General features: G+C 32.3%; 20 protein-coding genes and 1 pseudogene. 2 read left to right on the forward strand and 19 right to left on the reverse strand.

Annotation, left to right across the window (positions count from 1 at the left end; genetic code table 11):
* Positions 1 to 53: 53 nt before the first annotated feature.
* From D7I45_RS04810 to cdaA, 9 genes and pseudogenes are all read right to left on the reverse strand, one after another.
* Complete coding sequence (locus tag D7I45_RS04810) at positions 54 to 1,244, reverse strand: aminotransferase-like domain-containing protein (RefSeq protein ID WP_120784600.1); 1,191 nt, start codon at positions 1,242 to 1,244, stop codon at positions 54 to 56.
* Between the two features lie 605 nt (positions 1,245 to 1,849).
* Positions 1,850 to 2,170: a hypothetical protein gene (locus tag D7I45_RS04820; RefSeq protein ID WP_120784602.1), complete on the reverse strand. Its 321-nt coding sequence runs from the start codon at positions 2,168 to 2,170 to the stop codon at positions 1,850 to 1,852.
* Positions 2,171 to 2,321: 151 nt separating this feature from the next.
* A pseudogene (locus D7I45_RS04825) lies at positions 2,322 to 3,359 on the reverse strand (ABC transporter ATP-binding protein); the annotation flags it as partial.
* A gap of 77 nt (positions 3,360 to 3,436) precedes the next feature.
* A complete protein-coding gene (locus D7I45_RS04830; protein ID WP_120784604.1) occupies positions 3,437 to 4,972 on the reverse strand; it encodes a glycoside hydrolase family 73 protein in 1,536 nt (511 codons plus the stop codon).
* Between the two features lie 32 nt (positions 4,973 to 5,004).
* The gene (locus D7I45_RS06275; RefSeq protein WP_277949246.1) at positions 5,005 to 5,127 is read right to left on the reverse strand and encodes a hypothetical protein; all 123 of its coding nucleotides are present in this window, start codon (positions 5,125 to 5,127) and stop codon (positions 5,005 to 5,007) included.
* Between the two features lie 113 nt (positions 5,128 to 5,240).
* Positions 5,241 to 7,064 carry a glutamine--fructose-6-phosphate transaminase (isomerizing) gene (gene glmS / locus D7I45_RS04835; protein WP_120784605.1) on the reverse strand — a complete coding sequence of 608 codons (1,824 nt, stop codon included), beginning with the start codon at positions 7,062 to 7,064 and terminating at the stop codon, positions 5,241 to 5,243.
* 299 nt (positions 7,065 to 7,363) lie between these two features.
* Positions 7,364 to 8,716, reverse strand: coding sequence for a phosphoglucosamine mutase (gene glmM / locus D7I45_RS04840; protein ID WP_120784606.1), 1,353 nt, complete (start codon positions 8,714 to 8,716; stop codon positions 7,364 to 7,366).
* Positions 8,717 to 8,753: 37 nt separating this feature from the next.
* Entirely contained in the window at positions 8,754 to 9,710 is a 957-nt protein-coding gene (locus D7I45_RS04845; protein ID WP_120784607.1) for a CdaR family protein, read from the reverse strand.
* The gene (cdaA, locus tag D7I45_RS04850; RefSeq protein WP_120784608.1) at positions 9,710 to 10,555 is read right to left on the reverse strand and encodes a diadenylate cyclase CdaA; all 846 of its coding nucleotides are present in this window, start codon (positions 10,553 to 10,555) and stop codon (positions 9,710 to 9,712) included. The genes D7I45_RS04845 and cdaA overlap by 1 nt, the downstream gene beginning before the upstream one ends.
* Positions 10,556 to 10,778: 223 nt before the next feature.
* Here cdaA and D7I45_RS04855 point away from each other — a divergent pair, with 223 nt between their 5' ends.
* Positions 10,779 to 11,375 carry a DUF1361 domain-containing protein gene (locus tag D7I45_RS04855; protein WP_162924099.1) on the forward strand — a complete coding sequence of 199 codons (597 nt, stop codon included), beginning with the start codon at positions 10,779 to 10,781 and terminating at the stop codon, positions 11,373 to 11,375.
* A 31-nt stretch (positions 11,376 to 11,406) separates the two neighbouring features.
* Here the strand turns inward: D7I45_RS04855 and D7I45_RS04860 are convergent, their stop codons facing one another.
* On the reverse strand, positions 11,407 to 13,368 hold the full coding sequence (locus D7I45_RS04860; RefSeq protein WP_120784610.1) for a cation:proton antiporter: 1,962 nt from the start codon (positions 13,366 to 13,368) through the stop codon (positions 11,407 to 11,409).
* A gap of 10 nt (positions 13,369 to 13,378) precedes the next feature.
* Positions 13,379 to 14,266: a UDP-N-acetylmuramate dehydrogenase gene (gene murB, locus D7I45_RS04865; protein ID WP_340137532.1), complete on the reverse strand. Its 888-nt coding sequence runs from the start codon at positions 14,264 to 14,266 to the stop codon at positions 13,379 to 13,381.
* Between the two features lie 101 nt (positions 14,267 to 14,367).
* Here murB and D7I45_RS04870 point away from each other — a divergent pair, with 101 nt between their 5' ends.
* A complete protein-coding gene (locus D7I45_RS04870) occupies positions 14,368 to 14,904 on the forward strand; it encodes a 3'-5' exonuclease (RefSeq protein WP_120784612.1) in 537 nt (178 codons plus the stop codon).
* A 16-nt stretch (positions 14,905 to 14,920) separates the two neighbouring features.
* Here D7I45_RS04870 and D7I45_RS04875 read toward each other — a convergent pair whose 3' ends face one another.
* The 8 genes from D7I45_RS04875 to D7I45_RS04910 all read right to left on the reverse strand — a co-directional run bounded on the left by D7I45_RS04875 (position 14,921) and on the right by D7I45_RS04910 (position 22,487).
* Complete coding sequence (locus D7I45_RS04875) at positions 14,921 to 15,430, reverse strand: GNAT family N-acetyltransferase (protein WP_120784613.1); 510 nt, start codon at positions 15,428 to 15,430, stop codon at positions 14,921 to 14,923.
* A 5-nt stretch (positions 15,431 to 15,435) separates the two neighbouring features.
* Complete coding sequence (gene tsaE, locus D7I45_RS04880; RefSeq protein WP_120784614.1) at positions 15,436 to 15,900, reverse strand: tRNA (adenosine(37)-N6)-threonylcarbamoyltransferase complex ATPase subunit type 1 TsaE; 465 nt, start codon at positions 15,898 to 15,900, stop codon at positions 15,436 to 15,438.
* A gap of 19 nt (positions 15,901 to 15,919) precedes the next feature.
* Positions 15,920 to 16,885, reverse strand: a complete 966-nt coding sequence (pta, locus tag D7I45_RS04885; RefSeq protein ID WP_120784615.1) for a phosphate acetyltransferase — start codon at positions 16,883 to 16,885, stop codon at positions 15,920 to 15,922.
* Positions 16,886 to 16,896: 11 nt separating this feature from the next.
* Complete coding sequence (locus tag D7I45_RS04890) at positions 16,897 to 17,586, reverse strand: uracil-DNA glycosylase (protein ID WP_120784616.1); 690 nt, start codon at positions 17,584 to 17,586, stop codon at positions 16,897 to 16,899.
* An 84-nt stretch (positions 17,587 to 17,670) separates the two neighbouring features.
* On the reverse strand, positions 17,671 to 18,147 hold the full coding sequence (smpB, locus tag D7I45_RS04895) for an SsrA-binding protein SmpB (RefSeq protein ID WP_120784617.1): 477 nt from the start codon (positions 18,145 to 18,147) through the stop codon (positions 17,671 to 17,673).
* A gap of 28 nt (positions 18,148 to 18,175) precedes the next feature.
* On the reverse strand, positions 18,176 to 20,509 hold the full coding sequence (gene rnr, locus D7I45_RS04900) for a ribonuclease R (protein ID WP_120784618.1): 2,334 nt from the start codon (positions 20,507 to 20,509) through the stop codon (positions 18,176 to 18,178).
* A gap of 146 nt (positions 20,510 to 20,655) precedes the next feature.
* Complete coding sequence (gene secG, locus D7I45_RS04905) at positions 20,656 to 20,895, reverse strand: preprotein translocase subunit SecG (RefSeq protein ID WP_120784619.1); 240 nt, start codon at positions 20,893 to 20,895, stop codon at positions 20,656 to 20,658.
* Positions 20,896 to 21,008: 113 nt separating this feature from the next.
* Complete coding sequence (locus D7I45_RS04910) at positions 21,009 to 22,487, reverse strand: ClC family H(+)/Cl(-) exchange transporter (RefSeq protein WP_120784889.1); 1,479 nt, start codon at positions 22,485 to 22,487, stop codon at positions 21,009 to 21,011.
* Positions 22,488 to 22,503: the final 16 nt, after the last annotated feature.

A 22,503-nucleotide genomic window follows, 5' to 3' on the forward strand; every position in this document is an offset into this window, starting at 1 on the left:
CCTCATAAGTTATGATTTTCTAGCTTATGAGGCCTTTTTAATTATTTCATTACTTATTTATTCATCATTTCTGAGATAGCATCAGCCATTCTCTTGATTCCCTCATGAATTTGATCATCTTTCATATTGGAATAATTCAATCTAAATGTACCAGGTACTACTTCATCAGGATAGAAAGGTTCGCCAGGCACAAAAGCAACATTGTGCTCTACACATTTATAGAATAAATCCATAGTATTAACATTACCTGGAATTTCTACCCAAACAAACATCCCACCTTCAGGATTACTGTGTCTAACCCCTTCTGGGAATTGTTCATCAATTTCTTTTAACATCAATGATGCTCTCTTGCCATATTCATCGGAAATAGTTTTAACATGAGCATCTAAATCATTTTTCTTCATATATTCAGCAACAATATATTGAGATAAATTATCTGAATGCAAATCAGCAGATTGCTTCATAACAACAAATGTCTTAATGAAGTCCTTATCTGCAATTACCCATCCAAGACGCATTCCAGGTGCTAAAATCTTGGAGAATGTGTTCATATAAATTACATAACCATCTTTATCATAGTATTTTACTGGGGGAACTGGAGTACCACTAAATCTTATTTCTCCGTATGGATCATCTTCTAGAACCATTACGTGATACTTAGCTGCTAAGTCAGCTAATGATCTACGACGGTCTTCAGTCATTGTACGTCCAGTAGGATTTTGGAAATTAGGGATAGTATAGATTAATTTAGTATTAGGATGTTGTTTTAACTTTTCTTCCAAATCATCCATCTTCATACCATCTTCGTCCATTTCTACACCAACAACTTTTGCACCATAACTCTTAAATACATCTAATGCACAAAGATATGTAGGCTTTTCTACTAAAACAACGTCTCCTCTATCAATTAACATTTTGGCAGTTAAATCAATAGTTTGTTCTGAACCAGTGGTAACACATATGTTTTCAATATCTGGATTTATATGTTTGTTCTTGTTCATATGTTTAGCAATCATTTTACGTAGTTCGGGATTTCCGATGGAGCCAGTATATTGTAAGGCATCTCTTCCATTTCGCTTAAAAACACGTGCAGCTGCCTTTTTTAATTCTTTAACGGGAAATAGTTCAGGAGCGGGTAATCCACCTGCAAAAGAGATGATTTTAGGGTCTCCTGCTACTTTTAAGATTTCACCCACAACATCGTCTTTAGTTTGTGGAACTCTGCTTGAAAAATCAAATTTCATAATAATCACTCCTAATTTAAAAATATGGTTAAACATATAATAGAGCAATAATTAGAGCTTTGCAATATTTTTCTTATTATTTTCTAATAAAAGTCCAAAAACAAATCAATAAAATTAGTATTTCACACAATAAAAGATACTTTCTATAATTTATATAATCATTCTTATTATGCGTAATAAAGTAAAGTACATATATTAAAATCATCAATAAACTAATGATTCCAGCAAGGATAACCCCTACTTGCAACATTACATTGCCTCCAGAGATTCCACTAATTATAAAAATTAATGGAAAAATATATAAACAAATATTTAAAATCATTTCTTTAACGAACATTTTCATTTCATACACCTCGTTTATTATTTTATATAAATATTTTATTGATGGATCCTTATACACGGTTGCCAGATTATAAAATATGATTTATACTAGAGTAACATATTTAATTCATCCCACTAAATGTTGCATTCATTTTTTTGCTATTATTTTCGCAGCATGAGACGTGGACACATATTACAAAATCCATCGTATTGATGGATTTTTTTATTATATAAAAAAGGTTTCTAATCATAGCTAACAAACTATAATTAGAAACCTTTATTTTTTATCCAACATGATTTTCCTTTAAAATCATCTTTACTTCTTCTTGCATTTCTGGAGTTTTTTTCCATTCCTCAAAATGATCCATACTTTCATCAGGCATAGAATAATTTTGATTAATATAATCCTCATACTTAGCTACGTGCACTGAATGTGGAATATTCAACTGTAATATACGCACTTCTTTTATAAAATTACGTTCTGCAGCTAATTCTGCACGACCGTTTTGTACCATATTACTAATTTCCATATACTTAGTGCCATCTAATCTTGTGATTTGTTCAATCAAATCTAATTTTTCATGACTTTTGTATTCCACTGCCATAACTAATATGCCTCCTCAGTTAAGAATCAACAAAGACTTATTTTTCTTCAGACTTAACATGTTTCTTATGATGTGTCTTCTTGTGATGCTTCTTGGTAGCCTTCTTAGCATTATCTTTTTCAACACCTGTAGGCAACTTAAGTTGCTTAGTAGGTTTAACTATAGAATCTGGATGCTTAACAATATGAGTAACTGGATGACCAGACACGTTAACCAAACAGAAAAGTAAAATAGCTACAGTAACTAACCAAGTAAACAATACTGAAGTTTTTGGCATTTTTTCACTAATAACTGAACCGTAAAAACGTTTCTTAATCTTAGCTGCCATGTGCTTAACTTCAGGATGTGCTTTAGCTTCTTCATCCGTAACTGATTTTTGATATGCATCAATATCAAAATCTTTTTGGATTTGTTTTTGATCAGCTTCAAATTTGGCTTTTTCTTTTTTAGAAAGCTTTTTAAACCACTTGATGAATTCACGATATTTGCTGACAACTTCATCAGTTTTACCAATCATTCTTAATTTACCATAATTAATCCATGCAACTCTGTCACACAAGAATTCAATTTGTTTTAAAGAATGACTAACAAAAATAATAGTTTTGCCTTGCTTCTTAAAATCAGCAATTTTATCCACACATTTTTGATAGAAGGTATCGTCACCTACTGACAATGCTTCATCAATAATTAGAATGTCAGGATTAATATGAACAGCAATAGAAAAACCTAATCTAGATTTCATACCACTGGAATAACTCTTAACTGGTTGATCAACGAAATCACCAATATCAGCAAAAGCAATGATTTCATCCATTAAGTCATCAATTTCTTCGTTAGTTAATCCTTGCATCAATGATTTTAGACGAATATTTTCACGTCCAGTTAAGTTCTTTTTTAATCCCGCATTAATGGCAACAATGGATGTATCTCCTCTTACATCTACTAAACCAGTAGTTTGAGGAATGATACCGGAAATAATATTAGAAATAGTTGATTTTCCTGATCCATTAACACCAATTAAACCTAATGCTTCTCCCGGTTTAACTTCAAAAGAAATTCCCATTAAAGACCAAAAATGAGGAACATCAGTTTTTACAGAGAAAAATGATTTTAATTTATCTGCTTGTGTTTTAAATAGATCATACTCTTTGGTTACATTTTGAACCTTAATTTTATAATCTTCAGTCATTTTTAATACTTCCTATAAATTTATTCAATTTCATCATTATAAAACTTAACAATGATTATTTCAAATAGACATAGCTACTATCTAAATGACAATGCTTTACCAGAAATCCAGTAATTATGATTACCGAATCTAATTCTGTACCATTCTGTATTGTACTTCATTCTAGTACCTTTTAGATTGATTCTAACTCGATAATTCTTAGGAACTTTAACTTTGTTCCATGGTGTTTTAACTAGATGTTTAGTAGCTCCAGGAATATGATTATTTAAATCATATCTACCATATCTGTTTAGGTAAGCAAATCCCTTAAATTTCTTGTAGGTAGCTCCCTTTTTAATATGGTACTTACGATGTTTCTTAACTACATGTTTTTTAGCCACATGCTTCTTTGCTACATGTCTTTTTACTGCATGTTTTTTATGAGTAACTTTCTTCTTGTGAGTAGCACGTTTTACCACTTTCTTGTGCTTAACGACTGGTTTTTTAACAGATACATTCTTTCCACTTATCCATGCATCTCTACCATTTATAGAAATTCGGTACCATGTGTTGAAATGACCATGATATACATATGTAGCCATATCAGAGCTTTCATAAGTATTAGCCTTAATTTGATCTGCATTAGCCACTTCTCTAGCCAAATTTCTAGTGTTAAATACATTATCATAAGCGCCTAAATTATTGCGGTGCACATAAATACGGTGGTTTTCATTTTTGTAGTTAAATGATGGGAACCCAATTGCTTTATTGTATACCCAATATTTTCTACCATTCTTAGAAAATCTTATACGGTACCAATCTGAATTCTTACCTTTATAAGATCTAACTGCCTTCATATCAACATATACTAAGCTACCTGTTTTAGCAGAATTGCGCCATTCATAAGTTTTGTTCTTATCACGGGTATCCTTTACATGTCCATACAAGCGGTAGTTTTTAAAGTTATGTGTTAAACGGAATGATTCATCATAATTTCCGCCATTGTATGAAGCTTTCGCTAATTCTTTAGGCTTAGGTGTGACATTTGACCCCTCATCTAAACTAGTTAGATTGTAGTTTTTAATAACTTCAATTAGACTTCTAGCGTAGATAGGGTCGGTTGCATATCCATCTCTTTGAACGTTTCTAGCAGCTTCTAATCCATTTTTAGCTATAGATCTATGAACATTTGCATATCTAGGTGTATTCAAGAAATATGCATAATCTTCAAGGCTTTCCATTAAGTTGTTATAACGTTTAAATACGGCTTTCACCGTAACTTGTCTTCCATTAATGTATTCAGTTGTATCTATAACGTAACCTTTTCCATCAAATGACTTAATTCCAAACAAATTATTAGCTTCTTGAGTTAATGTACTTTGACCATAATAGCTTTCCAATAATGCTTGGGCGACCATTAATGAAGGATATAAATTGTTTTCATTAGCAATTTGTTTTGAAATAGGTGAGATTACAGACACAAAATTTTCTTTAGTTAAAGACTTTGCTAAAGTATTAATACTTGATGCTTGAGCTACTTCATCCGCATTTCCTACAAAGCCTTCACCAGCTGAAAATACTGTTCCCGCCACCATTAATGCTAAAAAAGTTTGTGCTACTCTTTTATTTCTCATTTCTTATCTCTCCAAATTATATAAAACAACCGCTAACGTCTAATACCACGTCGGTCGGCACTTAATTTATTTTGTTGTCTCTTAAATTTTTCAAAAGTTTTATCTCTTTTTTCCTGTTGCTTGGAATTTGTTTTTCTCTTCTTTGTATATTTCATAGAAAACACTCCCAATTAGTAATTATAACATGTTATACACTTAATTTTGTAAGTGCCTTAGAAAAAAAATATAAAAAAACGCCCTCAATGGGCGCTTTTTTCAGTAATTCTAATTATTGTACAGTAACACTCTTAGCAAGGTTTCTTGGATGATCAACATCTAGTCCTTTGTTTAAACTAGTGTAGTATGCCAATAATTGTGCTGGAATAACACTCAATAATGGTGTTAATAATTCATCAACGTCAGGAATAACAATATCATCATTATCCTTAGCCAATGATTCAGTCGTAATGGTAATGGTCTTAGCACCACGTGCCATAGTTTCTTCTAGGTTACTTCTAGTTAATCCGGCAGTATTACTTTGAGTAATAATACCAATAACTGGAGTGCCTTTTTCAATTAAAGCAATAGTTCCGTGCTTCAATTCACCAGAAGCAAATCCTTCAGCTAGAATGTATGAAATTTCCTTCAATTTAAGTGATGATTCTAGTGAAACAAAGTAATCAATGCCACGACCAATGTAGAATGAACGGTTAGCATTTACGAAATACTTCTTAGATAATTCATTAATAGTTTCTTTTTCATCAACAATAGCTTGCATTCCTGTTGCTACAAGTCCTAATTGTTGTTTCAAATTGAAGTTTTGTGCAGCTTCAACGTTATCTGATTCACCTAAGGCTTTAGCTAAAATAGCTTCCACAGTAATTTGCGCAGTGTATGCCTTAGTTGATGCAACTGAAATTTCTGGACCAGCATGTAATAGTAATGTGTAATTAGATTCACGTGATAATGTTGAATTTTCCACATTAGTAATTGTTAAACTCTTGTATCCTAAACGATTAATATTAACAAGTACTTCACGACTATCAGCAGTTTCACCACTTTGACTTAAGAAGATAAAGAATGGTTTGTCAGCTAATAGAGGCATGTTGTAAGCAAATTCTGATGCAACGTGAACTTCAGTAGGAACTTGTGCTAATTTTTCAAATAAGTTCTTACCTACTAATCCAGCGTGATAACTAGTACCGGCAGCAACGATGTATAGACGATCAGATTGCTTAATAGCGTCCAATAAATCGTTATCTACAACTGGTTTACCATCGCTGTTTAAGTACTTAGAAGATAGTTTTCTCATTACATTAGGTTGTTCATCAATTTCTTTTAACATGTAGTATGGGTAAGTACCCTTGTCAGCATCACTAGCGTCAATATCTACATGGAATGGTTTTCTATCATTTACTGCATTGCCGTCTTTGTCTTCAATTTCAACAGAATCAGGTTTAACAGTAACAAAATCACCATCGTCTAGTTCAAGAAAATCGTGTGTAATATTTAACATAGCTAATGAATCGGAGCAAACAACGTTGCAATCTTCACCAAGTCCAATTAATAAAGGACTCTTATTCTTAGCTACATAAATAGTGTCAGGTTCTTCTCTATCCATTAATTGGAATGCATATGAAGATCCCTTAAGTTTAGATAAAGCTTTCTTAAATGCATCTTTAGCATTTAATCCTTCTTTGGTAGCAAAGTAGTCAACTAGTTGAACTACTACTTCAGTATCAGTTTGAGAAGTGAATTCAACATCACTTAAGTATTTTTCTTTTAATTCACGGTAGTTTTCAATAACACCATTGTGAACTAAGTAAAAGCGTTTATCTTGTGAGTAATGAGGGTGCGCATTTTCAACAGTTACTCCACCATGAGTAGCCCATCTAGTATGTGCAATCCCAGCACTACCACTAATATCCATGTCATCAACGGCACTCTTTAAATTACTAATAGCACCTGTTCTCTTTACTAAATAATCCTTTTTTCCTTCATCATTAACATATAGTCCAGCGGAATCATAGCCACGATATTCTAGTTTTTTTAGACCATTAACTAGAATATTAACAGCATCTTTATTCCCTGTAACTCCAACAATTCCACACATATTACGTTTTCCTTTCACTTTTTAAATTGGTATATACAAATATTTTTCATTTATTTTCTTTAACATAATCTAGATTACAAGTTTTATTATATATTGTCAATTAATTAATTTAAAATTGGTATAGTTTAATTTCAAATGTCACAATATCCACAATTTATCTAATAAAATCGCTTTATACAAACTGTATTCATATTACATCTATATTTCTTATTCCCTAATTTAAACAAAGTGGTATACATCGTATCTAATTAATAAAAAAGAGCCCGTAAGGATAAAACCTTACAGGCTCTTTTAATTTTTTATTCAACACCGAAGCGTTCTCTAACTACATCAGCGATACGTTTTGTGTAACCATCAACTAATTCTTGTGTTGGAGCTTCAGCCATAACACGTAATAATGGTTCAGTTCCACTAGGTCTTACAAGTACTCGACCATCACCGTTCATTTCATTTTCAACTTCAGAAATTACTTTTTGAACTTCACTATCATTTTGTGCAGCTTTTTTATCAGCTACTTTTACATTAATTAATTGTTGAGGATACTTAGTTACTTCTGCAGCTAATTCTGATAATTTCTTACCAGTATCTTTCATAACATGTAGTAATTGTAAACTAGTTAATAATCCGTCACCAGTTGTATTGAAATCTAAGAATACAATGTGTCCTGATTGTTCACCACCAAGGTTGTAACCAGATCTGTTCATTTCTTCAACAACGTATCTGTCACCAACTTTAGTTTGAACATTGTGCATTCCATTAGCTTCCATAGCTTTGTACATACCAAGGTTACTCATAACAGTTGTAACAACTGTATCTTGCTTCAAGCGACCACGATCAGACATGTATTTTCCGCAAATATACATAATCTTGTCACCATCTACAAGTTCACCGTTTTCATCAACAGCAATACAACGGTCACCATCACCGTCAAATGCTAATCCAATTTGAGCACCCTTGTCTACAACCATTTTTTGTAATTGTTCAGGATGAGTGGAACCAACTTGGTCATTAATATTAATTCCATTAGGCATGGTAGCCATAGTTTCAAAATCGATTCCTAAATCAGCATATAAACGTGATACTAGATTACTTGTAGCACCATTAGCTGAGTCAACACAAATCTTCATTCCTGATAAATCATCTGGAACAGTTTGTTCTAGGAATCTAATGTATTTTTGACTACCTTCAGAATAGTCATCAACACTACCTAATCCCTTAGCTGAAGGACGAGGTAAATCATCTTTATCAGATTCTAGAATAGCTTCGATTTCTTCTTCTAGTTCATCTGATAACTTGTATCCATCTGAACCAAAGAATTTAATACCGTTGTATTCAGCTGGGTTATGTGATGCAGTAATCATAACACCGGCAGCTGCTCCTTGTGTACGAACTAAGTATGCAACTCCTGGAGTAGTAACTACACCCAATTCTAATACTTCAATACCAGCTGATAATAAACCAGCTACCAAAGCACTTTGTAGCATTTGACCAGAAATTCTAGTATCTCTTGCTACTAATACTTGTGGTTGTCCTTCTGATTCACTGTGCTTGGTTAAAATATATCCACCAGCACGTCCACATTTAAAAGCTAATTCTGGACTTAAATCCTTATTAGCAATTCCTCTAACACCATCGGTTCCAAAATACTTCATATTCTTATCCCCATTTCATTTTTCACTAATTAAAAATCTACTGTGGTTTTACTGTTACTTTTATATTATCTGGATCAAATCCGCTAACTTTATTAAGTGTTTTATCTAATTGTACGGAAACATCCTTCTTTTTGTTAATTCCAGCAACATCTACATATGCAACTACATTATCAATATTAGATAGCTGCTTAGACTTTCCAAACACCTTAACTTTGTTAGTATCAGAAATAAAGTCATAACTACTTGATGATCCATTCTCTGCTTTAAATTTTACAGGAACAGTCTTGTTATTCCCACTACTAATTGGCAAGCTAACAGAAGTTGTTGAAGGCGTCAAGATAACATTTACAATTTTACCATTTTTATCCAGCGCTTCTAAAACAGCAGATGCATTAACAGTTTTTTTAGTATTTTGTGGAATACTTAACTGTGCAACTACATTTTTTATTTTAGAAATTTCATCTTCAGCACCAGTAACTTTTACATTTTTTGTACCAATTACAGGCTTACCAGCAGCATATCCATCAGCTACATTATCTTTTTCATATTTAGCTTTTACCGGAAGATTCACTGTTTTTCTTGGTTGAATATTAACATCAATGGTTCCCGGATTAATACTATAATGTAATTCATTATTTAAGCCATCTTGATAAATCTTAACTGTATGCTCACCTACACCCAAGCTGGATAAATCAGCATATACTTTAAAATTTTGTGTATTTACGGTTGTAGTTACTAATGCAGCTGGACCAGTAATTTTAATAGAAACTTTCTCAGGATAACCAGTCACAAAATATCTGTTATTATCTACTTTTAATTGCAAAGGTAATGTAATCGTAGCTGATTTATTGGAAGTTAATTGAGTTTCATCACTATTTTGATCATAACTATTACCATTACCAAACATCTTAGATTGATTAACATACATAAACAACAAGATAGCAAAAATTAAAGATAACAATCTTAAGAGCCATGGGCTATTAAATTTTCTCATTATTTTTGCCCCCTCATTGCTTGTTTCATCTTATCAAACCATCCAGTTAATAAGGTGAACACATTTTTATTCATGGAATCTTGATCTGTAATTAATTGATCACGTAGGAATTTGATGTAATCATCTTTACTCATCCCGCGTAACAATTCGTTATTTTGAGTTATAGAAACTTCACCAGTTTCTTCAGAAATAACAATAGTTAAAGCATCAGTTACTTCAGAGATTCCCACTGCAGCACGATGTCTAGTCCCTAATTCTTTTGGAATTAAATTGCTTTGAGATAATGGCAAATAAGCAGCTGCTACTGCCACTCTGTTATTACTAATAATAACCGCACCATCATGTAGTGGTGTGTTTGGAATAAAGGTATTAATTAATAATTCTCCGGTAATATCGGCATCTAGTTTAATTCCAGTTTCAATATAATCTTCCAACCCCGTATCCATTTGAATTGTAATCAATGCACCAATTCTACGTTTAGACATATATTGAATGGCTTTATCCAATGCAGAAATCATCTTTTCGTTTTTATAATTTTGGTTCTCTGCATGCTTTAAAATTGAACCGCGTCCAATATGTTCTAGCCCTCTTCTGATTTCGGGTTGGAAAATTATAATTATAGCTATTACTCCCCAGTTAATAACTTGATCAGTTAAATATGATACTGTGGTAAATCCAAAGATAACACTAATTATCTTCACAATAGCAATGGCTAATACCCCACGGAATAGTTGTACCGCTTTGGTCCCTTTAAGTAGGATAATTACCTCATATATAATAAACCAAACCACTAATATATCTAATAAATTACTAATGGTTAGTATATTGCTCCAATTTATCCCCATACATATTCCTCCAAATTAATTCATACTACTATTATATCACTCATAGAATATCTTTTTATCACTCATTTATACATTATAATTTTTAAGCTTAAATTGTTCAATTATTGTCTTTTTAGCGTTAAAATAAGATATATTAATTTTGTGAAAGGATTCAGGTATGTTTAAAAATGTACGTTGGCAAATTCGCCTAATTTTTATATTATGGATAATTTTTCTGTTCTTGATGACCAGACCGCCATTTACTTTCTTAGTTTTAAATACTTTTCTAGGATATATTCCAATCGAGCTTAGTCTAGAATTAACCAATAAATATATTGAAAAATCATGGTTCTTTTGGCCTATTTTAATTCTTTGGTTCTTATTCTATCCTAATGCTCCATATCTTTTAACTGATCTTTTTCATTTAAGTCGACTTAACCCATACAACAGTTATAATGGATTAATGCGTTTATCAATAACTATGTGGGGAAATTATGCATACCTAATGATTAGTGCATTAGGATGTTCCTTAATTGGTTTTTACGGATTATTTCAAATTGTAAATCGCTGCTGCAGTTTCTTTGCCATTAAGTCCAAGCAAGTTAGAGTATATATTATTTTAATTTTGAATGTATTCTCTTCTATCGGAATCTATGTAGGTCGCTTCCTTAGATTACATACTATCTACTTAGCATTCTCACCTCGCTTAGTATTAGATCAACTATCAGAAATGTGGACGCCTAGAATGTTATTATTTGTTATCATTCTAACGGTAGTACAATCATTTATTTATTGGGTCCTATACTTAATAATTAAAGACGCAAGAGCAAGTGAATATTAAAAAAACAGCCTCCTTTATGGAGGCTATTTTTTTATGAACTTAATTCATTATTTTCTACATAATTTACTTCTTGTCTTAATTTAGATGCTAAATCTAAACTAATTTTATCTTCAATTAACAATTGTTGAATAGCACGTCTTTGTAGTTCTAGCGCATGCTCTTTAGTTATTCGATAATACTTTTCATAATCTAGAGAACGCGTTTTTAATACTGCATTTAGGTTGGTATACTCATCCACCATTGCATTTATTACTTTATTATCGTTACTTCTATTCTGTAAGCTCTCAATAGTAAATTCATTAATCTTTATTAAAGCTTTTTGAATTCTTCTCTTTTGTTTTGCATCCGATTTTTGTCTAAATAACCACAATTTAATAGTTTGGAATGCAGAAATAACTTCCAGTTTTAAATTAAAATCATTAAACGCAACTGAGTTTTTTAACTCGCGATGGTTAATTTGATAATTAATTATATTGGCTTCATTATGAGTTATTTCACCTTTAATAACTAATTTACGAACTGCTTTATGTTCATATTCAACCGCTAAACTGCGTACTTTTCTTTCTAAAGCATTGGGCTTTATAGATGATAATTGACGTATCATTAATTCATATTGATCAATTAAAATATTTCCAATATGTTTATCCATATTATCCATGGCTTTTAATTCATCAATAACGTAATTTAAAACAAATATACGCGCTTTTTCTTCATTCCAATGATTATCGTTATTATATGAAACCACTGGATCATTTTTAGATATAATCGGTAAAACAATCACTGCAGCTAACAAACTTAGCACAATTACTATTGAAGCAATAAATAGCACTAAATCTCTATCCGGGAAAATACGTTGTTGTTCAGTTACCAACGGAATAGATAATACCCCGGCCATAGTAATAGAACCTCTAACACCAGAGAATCCTACAATATTAGCAGCTCTAAAGTCTATTGGTCCTAAACGTCTGGTAGTAATTAAATTATTAAAGATTTCATATATTAAAATCCAAGCAATTCTGATTACTAATAAAATCAACCAGGTTATTACGGCATATCCAATTGAAACAAAAGTATTAAATTGCATCCCATTCACTACTGATTTCATAGCAAATGGCAACTCAATTCCTAATATTAAGAAAACGATTCCGTTAAGTAAATAAACAATTATATCCCATGCTTGTTCACTTACTAGGACTAATTCTGCTGAAGACGCTTGTGAATTACTATTATTAACATGATAGACTATTCCAGCCGTTACTACAGCAATTACGCCAGAGGCATGAAAAACATCTTCTGATAAAAGATAAATCAAAAATGGTGACAATATTTGTAGCACTACATTGAATACTACATTGTTTAAACCTTTTTTGTATAAACTCTTTCTAAGCAATGATATTGCCATCATGGTTACTACACCAATTAATGCTCCCGCCAAACTTATATAAAAGAAATCACCTACAGCACTCTTCAATGAAAAAGTTCCGTATATTGTAGCTGCAATAGCATATTTAAATCCAATCAATCCACTAGCATCGTTAATTAAACCTTCTCCATTAACTAAATGCAAAATGTTTTTAGGCAATCGTGCTTTCTTAGCAATAGATTCCACGGCAATGGGATCCGTAGGAGATAAAATTGCTGCTAATGCAAATGCAACTGGTAATGGCATAGATGGAATTAATTTATAAATAATCCATCCACCTACTGACATTGTTATAAATACCAGAATAATAGAATTAGCAAAAATCGGTCCTCGTAATTCCCACAATTCATCTTTGGGAAATCTTCTTCCGTCATTGAATAATAACGGAGCTATAAATAATAGAAGAAACCAATCGGTACTCAAATTGATACTAAAATTAAAAATTAAAGCTAAACCGCATCCCAATATTACTTGAATTAAACTTACTGGAATGCTTTTGACATAATGATTACAGACAGTAGAAAGCAGTAAAAGTGCTGATAGCAATAAAATGGTTTCGAGTATCTGCATTCAATCCCCCCTATTTTTTGTCGTTTCCGATAATTCTTACCTCGGTTTCCAAATGAACTTGGTTTTTCTTATAAACAGTGTCTTGCACATGCTTAATAACATGTAGGTAATCTGTAGCAGTAGCATGATCAATATTAACAATGAATCCAGCATGCTTCTTAGATACTTGGGCACCACCAGATTGATATCCTTGTAATCCTGCGTCATGAATCAATTTTCCTGCAAAATAGCCTTTAGGACGTTTAAATACACTACCACATGATGGTAAATCCAATGGTTGCTTGGAAGCTCTTAATTCATTTAAATGATCCATTTCAGCTTGAATTTTGTCACGGTCGCCTGGCTTTAGTTTAAAAGTAGCAGACAAAACAATATCATCGTAATCTTGTACGGAACTGTGACGATATCCAAAATCTAATTCTTTATTATCTAATTTTTTGATTTCATTTTCTGGCGTTAATACCATAGCTGAATCTACTACATTAGCAGTTTCACCACCATATGCACCAGCGTTCATAAAGATGGCACCACCAATACTACCTGGAATTCCAGCAGCAAATTCTATTCCTGTTAAGCCATGTTTTTGCGCTGCAATAGTAGTATCGATATATCTAGCACCTGCTTGTGCAGTTACCAAATTATCTTCAACTTCGATGTTATTCATTTCAGTTAAGATAATAACTAATCCAGTAATACCGCCATCTTTAATGATTAAATTACTAGCATTACCTAACACAGTAATAGGCATATTCTTTTCTTTAGCCATGTTTAATAATTCTTGTACTTGTTTTACTGAAGTAGGAAAAGCTACCATATCAGCATTTCCACCAGTTTTGGTAAATGTGTAATTTGATAATGGTTCATTTTTTAAAATTTTTATATTTTTCATAATAATCATTTTCCTTATAAACATAATTTGTCGCGTACCTTAATTTTACCACGATACAGGCTTTTAGTCCTATGTTATAATCGTACAAGAAACTAAAAAAGGAGTTTATTATGAATTTCGTAGCAATTGATTTTGAAACGGCCAATAGTAAACGTGAAAGTCCCTGCTCACTGGCTTTGGTAGTAGTTCGCGATAATAAAGTAGTTGATGAATTTTATTCTTTAATTAACCCAGAAGCACCTTTTAGCGGCCGCAATAGTTCTATAAATAACATTTATCCCAAAGATGTGGCAGATGCACCTACCTTTCCAGAAATTTGGCCCATTATTAAACAGTTCTTTAGCAAAGACAAATTAGTAATAGCTCATAATAATTCCTTCGACAATAGTGTTTTATCTAAAACTTTAATTAGATACGGTTTAACAGTACCAATGTATTTAACACTAGATACTGTTAAAACCAGTAAAGCATTTTATCCAGAATTTAAAAATCATAAATTAAACACTGTATGCGATAACTTAGGTATTGAATTACATCATCACCATAACGCATTAGATGATAGTTTAGCTTGTGCTAATATCTTAATTTATCAAGATAAGCATTTTACAGACGATGCCATTAAACAATTTATACGCATAAAAAAATAAACATCCATTTGGATGTTTATTTTTTTAATCTATATTGCATTTCTATAGTAGATTGAACCATACCTTTAGCATTAATAATCCGTTTTTTACTATTATTAAAACCACATTTTTTATATAATCCAACAGCATTACTATTAGTCTTCTTAACTAGTAGTAATAAACGCTCTAAGTTACTATCATGAATTCCCCAATTAATTACAAAATTTATTAAATGAGTTCCTACAGATTGATGCCAATAGTCTTTTAAAACTGCCACTCCAATTTCACCAAAACCAGATTCTTCTAATTCTTGAACAGTAGCAATACCAACTAATTTGTCTTTGTATCTAGCAATTACCATCAAGAAGCTTCTAGTTTGATTAATTAACATAATTTCTCTTGCCTGAGCTTCTACCGGTAGTTCACCTAATTTAGGATCAATAGTAAAAGAATCCGATTCTGATTTTAATTGGCTTAACAGTTGTATAACTTCTTCAGCATCATGCGGTTGAGCAATTTTTACATTTATGTCAGTAGAATTAATCATTACGATTATTCAAAAACCTTTTCTACCATATCTTCAAATCGTTTTCCTTTAGGTTCAAAAGATATTGTTCTGTAATTTTCGCTCTTGCTGTCATCACGTTTAAAAATAATCTTTAAATAATTGTCAGGTAATTCATCAGCTATATACTTAGACCATTCAATGACATTTACACCATCACCATTGAAATATTCTTCAAGGCCTAATTCATCCCCACTACCGTCATCTAAACGGTAAATATCCATATGATATAGTGGCAAACGACCACCTTTATATTCACGAATAATAGTAAAAGTAGGACTTTTTATATTACGTTTAATGCCTAATCCTTTAGCCAATCCTTTGGTAAAGGTAGTTTTACCTGCACCAAGATCACCATCTAACAAAATAACATCTTTAGGTGCCAAGTATTGGGAAAGTTTATTCCCATATTCCATTGTTTCTTCAGGAGATTCTACATTTACTTTTTTCAAGAATCATTACCTCCTCATTTTACAATGATTGAATTGCATTAATAATAGCTACGTTGTAAACGTCTTCTGCTACACAACCTCTAGATAAGTCAGAAACTGGTTTAGCTAATCCTTGTAGCAATGGTCCAAATGCTTCAAAGCCACCTAAACGTTGAGCAATCTTGTATCCAATGTTTCCTGATTGTAATTCAGGGAATACAAATACATTAGCATTACCAGCGACTTTTGAATCTGGTGCTTTGCTCTTGGCAACTTCTGGTACTAAAGCAGCATCAAATTGTAATTCACCATCAGAAGGTACATCTAGTTCAGATTTAGCCATTTCAGCAGCTTCTTGAACCTTAGTTACCATATCACCTTTAGCAGAACCCTTAGTTGAGAAACTTAAAAATGCTACTTTAGGATCAATATTGAATTGCTTAGCAGTAATTACACTTTGTTTAGCAACTTCAACCATACCAGCTGCATCTAAGTCTAAATTAATTGCACAATCAGCAAATACATATCTAGTATCACCCTTTTGTAATAAGAATGAACCAGAAATACGACGCATACCTGGTTTAGTTTTAATAATTTGTAATGCAGGACGAACTGTATCTCCAGTTGCATGTGCAGCACCTGAAACCATTCCATCTACCTTATCCATGTAAACTAACATAGTACCAAAGTAATTAGGATCTTTTAACCATCCAGCAAGTTGTTCACGAGTATTCTTACCGTTACGACGTTCTTCTAATGCATCTAGCATTTCTTCATAATCATCTTTTGGATAATTATCAATATCTAAAATTTCTACATTATCTAAATTAAAATCTTTAGCATTAGCAGCAATTTTTTCTGGATTTCCTAATAAAATTGGGTGAATTAGTTTTTCATCAGCTAATCGGCTAGCTGCTTCAATAATTCTAATATCGTCACCTTCTGGAAAAACAATACGTTTGTTTAATCCATTAATTTTTGCTTTTAATTCGTCTAATAAACTCATTTTTCTTCCTCCTAATGATTATCTACATGTTCTGGTAACTGCCAATCAATTGGTTTTTCACCTATAGATTTTAATGCTGTATTGGTTTTAGAGAATGGTCTAGAACCAAAGAATCCACGATTAGCAGAAAGTGGACTAGGATGTGCTGATTGAATAACAATATTAGTATTAGTGTTAATCAATTTTATTTTATTTCTAGCAGCTCTTCCCCAAAGGATAAATACCACTGGTTCAGGACGTTCTGATAATTTTTCGATTGCTTTATCAGTTAGTTGTTCCCATCCCTTGGATTTATGTGAGAATGCTACCCCATTACGTACAGTTAGTACTGAATTTAATAACAAAACACCTTGTTTTGCCCATTTTTCTAAATAGCCATGATTAACAGGTTTTACCCCTAAATCACTTTGTAGTTCCTTATATATATTACGCAATGAAGGTGGAATCTTTACACCAGGTAATACAGAAAAACTCAATCCATGAGCCTGATTAGGTTCATGATATGGATCTTGTCCTAAAATAACTACTTTTACTTTTGAAAATGGTGTCCATTCAAAGGCTTCATATATTTTATCAGCATCTGGATGAATATCATAATGTTGGTATTCATTTACTAAAAATTTTCTTAATTCTTGATAATATGATTTTTCAAATTCTGGCTTTAATACTTCCCACCAGTCATTGTGAATAAAAGGTTTCACTTTCAACACCTCATTACAATTCTATCATAATTATTAGCTAAATCATATTTACAAAAAAAGCCCTTTATTAATAAAGGGCTTTTTTTAACGACGTTTTTTCAATACACGAGAAATTTCTCGTTCTTGATCACGTCTCTTTATAGTTTCACGCTTATCGTAATCACGCTTACCTTCAGCTACTCCTAACAATACTTTTGCGAAACCTTTTTTTAGATAAACCTTAAGTGGAATTAAAGTAATTCCCTTTTTATCAGTTTCTCTAGCCAAACGTTTGATTTCTTGTTTGTGTAGTAGTAACTTACGATTTCTTAATGGATCATGGTTAAATTGATTACCTTGTGCATATTCACTAATATGAACATTCATCAAAGTAGGTTGTCCATCTCTAATTTGTGCAAATCCATCTTTAATATTAATGCGACGAGCACGAATAGATTTAATTTCAGTTCCAGTAAGTGCAATTCCTGCTTCATAGGTTTGTAGTACTCGATAATCATGACGAGCCTTACGATTTTGGGCCATCAAATTCTTATCGTTTTGGGTTCTTTTTTTCTTCGCCATTTCAAATCACCTCTGAAATCCGAATTCATTAATGTCTAGAGTTATTACGACCATGATGGTTATTATTTCTAGAACGATTATGACCATATTTACCACGTTTGTTGTTGCGGTGATTATTGTTATTACGACGATCACCACGACGATGGTTGTTACGACCATGTGCTCCGTTATTATGACTTTCAGCCTTTAATTTAGATAAAGGAGCATCTTCTGGATTTACAATATCAAAGTCAACAGCACTTTGGTCAACATCCACATTAACTACCTTAACTCTAATAGGTTGTCCAATACGGTATGTTCTATGGGTATTACGACCAACTAATGCTAGATACTTTTCAATGAATTCATAATAATCATCTTTCATACGACTAATGTGAACAAGTCCTTCTACAGTGTTGTCTAATTCAACAAACATACCAAACTTCAATACAGAACTTACTGTAGCATCAAATTCTTCACCGATATGGTCAGCCATATATTCAGCCTTCTTCATTGCATCAGTATCACGTTCAGCATCTACAGAACGACGTTCACATTTAGATGAATGATCACCAATTTCTTCTAGCAAGTTACCATACTTAGCCTTAGATTCAGCATTAATTCCTTTATCTTCATAATGATGAATTAGACGATGAACCATAGTATCAGGGTATCTTCTAATTGGTGAAGTAAAGTGAGTATAATATTCAGCACCTAAACCAAAGTGTCCTAATGGTTGGTCAGTGTATCTAGCTTGCTTTAAACTTCTTAGCATCATAACTGATACAGCAGCTTCTTCTGGCTTACCAGCAACCTTCTTTAATACATTTTGTAATACCTTGGGTTTCAAGTGATCTGGATCACCCTTAACATCAACACCGAATGCACTCAAGAATTCAAAGAAATTCTTAACACGTTCACCATCTGGAGTTTCGTGAACACGGTAAACAAATGGTACGTGTTTCTTGCAATAATGTTCGGCAACAGTTTCGTTAGCTGCAAGCATAAATGATTCAATCATTCTTTCAGCTGTACCTCTAACTCTTACTTTAATGTCAATTGGGTGTCCATTTTCATCACAAATAATTTCTGCTTCATTGTCATCAAAATCAATGGCACCACGACGACGACGTTGTTTGTATAAAATCTTGTGTAATTCGCCCATTTCTTCAAACATAGGAACTAAATCTTTATATTTTTCCATAGTTTTTTCATCATGAGCTTCTAAAATGTCATTAACTGCCTTATATGTCATTCTAGCCTTAGATTTCATAACACTAGGATGAATACGGTGTTTAACCACATTTCCGGCTGGATTAATTTCCATTTCACAACTCATACATAAACGAAGTTCACCTTCGTTTAATGAACAAATTCCATTAGATAATCTTCTTGGAAGCATAGGAATAACTCTATCTGTTAAGTAGGTAGAAGTTCCACGCTTGTATGCTTCTTCATCTAAAAGACTTCCTGGCTTAACGTAATGTGAAACATCCGCAATATGAACACCTAAATGATAGTTACCATTTGGTAATTTCCAAACTGTAACCGCATCATCCAAGTCTTTAGAAGATTCACCATCAATAGTAACTAAATCTTGATCAGTTACATCTTCTCTTCCAGCTTTTTCTTCTTCACTAATAGTTTCAGGAATAGCATCTGCTTCTTGTAAAACATCTTCTGGGAATTGAGCTGGTATATTGTGTGCATACACAATTTGTAAAATATCAATTCCAGGATCATCCACACTACCGATTACTTCCTTAGCAATACCTACCATGTAGTCAGGATGGTCTTCACTTGGATATTCTGTAATTTCGGCAGTTACAACTTCACCGGGAGTTGGTTTTAAACCTACCCCAGTTACATAGAAGTTATAATTCATTAACTTCTTTTCTTTTAACTTAACTTGACCTACATAACCTTTGTCATCATCGGTTTTAGTAAATTCACCAACTACTTGTTCATAATTACGTCCTACAATGTTGGTAACTTTACCTTCAGGTCCTTTACCAGAATTTTGGTCGGCACGTTTCACAATTTCCATTTCAACAGTGTCACCATTCATGGCATGTAAAGTATTATCAGGTGCAATAAAGGCATCATCTAAGTTTTCATCGTAATTTACGAAACCAAATCCCTTTGGATTAGCATGAAAAGTTCCTTGAATTTTTGCACCTTGTGCATTTAATTTAAAATTACCTGCTTCGGTAACTAGCGCACTTTCTTCGCGTTCTAAAACCGCTAATGCTTGTACGATTAGTTTAAATGCATTAGCACCATGATATCCTAATTCATCTGCTAAGTTTTCTACAGAAAATTCCTTAGTAGGAAATTTTTGTAAAACTGCATGAATTTCTTGTTTTAAACTATTTTCTTCCACAACATATTCCTCATTATTTTTAATATTTTTGATCAAAATCAAATACGACAACTCTTAAGCACTATTCTAACATTTTTATACCATCTGTCATAAAAAATAATGACTTAGATAAAAAAAGCTCCTGCTAATCACAGGAGTTTTACAAACTAATGAGATGACAATACAACTAAACCTAATGCTGACGCAAAGAAAATAATTAGTAATACTACTGTTACTTTTTGCATAAATGCTTCGAAACCACGTGGCTTAGCATGCGCAAACAAATCATCGGCACCACCGGTTAGAGAAGACATTGCATCATTATTAGTCTTAGCTGGTTGCATTAAGACAGCAATAATAATCAATATACTGTCAATCCAAATTATATCCATTAAGAAATTGTACAATTCGTTGCCTCCTACCTAATATTAAATAGGTTTCATTTTTAACTTTTAACTTTACTGTTAAGTGTATCATAATAAATTAAATCTTTCCAATTAAAGCTATAAGTAAAAAGTCATCAATTTAGAGCTAGTTTTTCCACATGTGTATAAACATAACCCCTATTATCTCTATTAGTGGATAATTCAATGTTATCCCCAGCTTTAATAACAGTTTCACCATCAGGAATTAATGATTTTTCATTTCTAGTAATACTGCATACTATGCATCCCTCTGGCCATTGAACATCTTTAACCTTTTTGTCAGCTAATTGTGAACCCAATTGAACTGAGAAAAACATATTAACTAGTTTTCCACTAGTGGATAATTCTTGCGGACTAAGTAATTTTTGTAGCATTTCGTTATAAATGGGACTTCCACCTAATAAATCGGTAACTTCATAAGCTATTAAAGTGACAAAAGCTAATGCCATTAGATTTTGTAATGATCCTACCATTTCAGTTATCAACAAGATAGCTGTAAATGGTGATTTACTGATACAAGCAAAAAAGCCGCTCATAGAAATAATAATGAAGTTAACAAAATAAGTATCAGGCAATACATGCAAACTAATCAAAATTCTGGCAAAAATGCCACCTAACAACGCTCCTAGCGTTAACATTGGTAAGAATATCCCACCAGGCAACCCAGTTGCATAAGACAGAATAGAGAAAGAAAATCTAATTAATAAGAACAAAATTAAGGTACTCATAGATGGAGCAATTTGTGCAATTCTAAGTACTAATCCACTACCACCACCTACTATGTGTGGCAAATACATATCTAAAGGAATAACCAAGAAAAATGGCAATAAAATCCAAACTATTTCAGGAATCTTATTAAGTTTTTTGTACCATTCATTGATGTGCAATGTGCATAACTCATAAATTCTTCCACCGATTCCTAACATTATCCCCAATAAAATTAAATAAGGATATATATGTAATGGAATCACTTGTGAATAACTCATATGCAAAACCGGTATTTTTCCGAAAATAGCCGTAGAAACAAAGTTAGAACTAATAGAAGCTGACAAAGCCACTAACCAAACTGGTGTGGAAAAGTTATGATAAATCTCTTCTAATACAAACAACGTACTAGCTATTGGTGCATTAAATGCTGCTGATAATCCTGCTGCTGATCCACCAGCAATAATACAATCTTTACTAACTCCCTTTTTATGAGTTATAGATGCAAATCCTTGTGCAGCCGAAGCTCCTAATTGAATAGAAGGACCTTCTCTACCCAAGAAAAGTCCACTAGAAATAGATAATACTCCACCTATGAACTTCTTAATTAGTACAGATAGCCAAGAATAATCTAGTTCACCATTTAATTGCCCTTCTACTTGAGGAATACCTGAACCTTTTATATTAGGATCTGACTTAATTAATCCATAAACGAATATCGCTATTAATAGATTAATTAATATTAAAATAACTACTCCTAATAAGTTATGTATAGAAAAATGAGCTAATTTTAATATCTGACTTGATAATGCTTCTATTGAGATTCTAAAAAAGCTAACTACAAAGCCGACAATTATTCCTATAACCATTCCATACAAAACTGAT

Source organism: Apilactobacillus bombintestini, assembly GCF_003627035.1.
In the GTDB taxonomy this organism is placed as follows: Bacteria; Bacillota; Bacilli; order Lactobacillales; family Lactobacillaceae; genus Apilactobacillus; species Apilactobacillus bombintestini.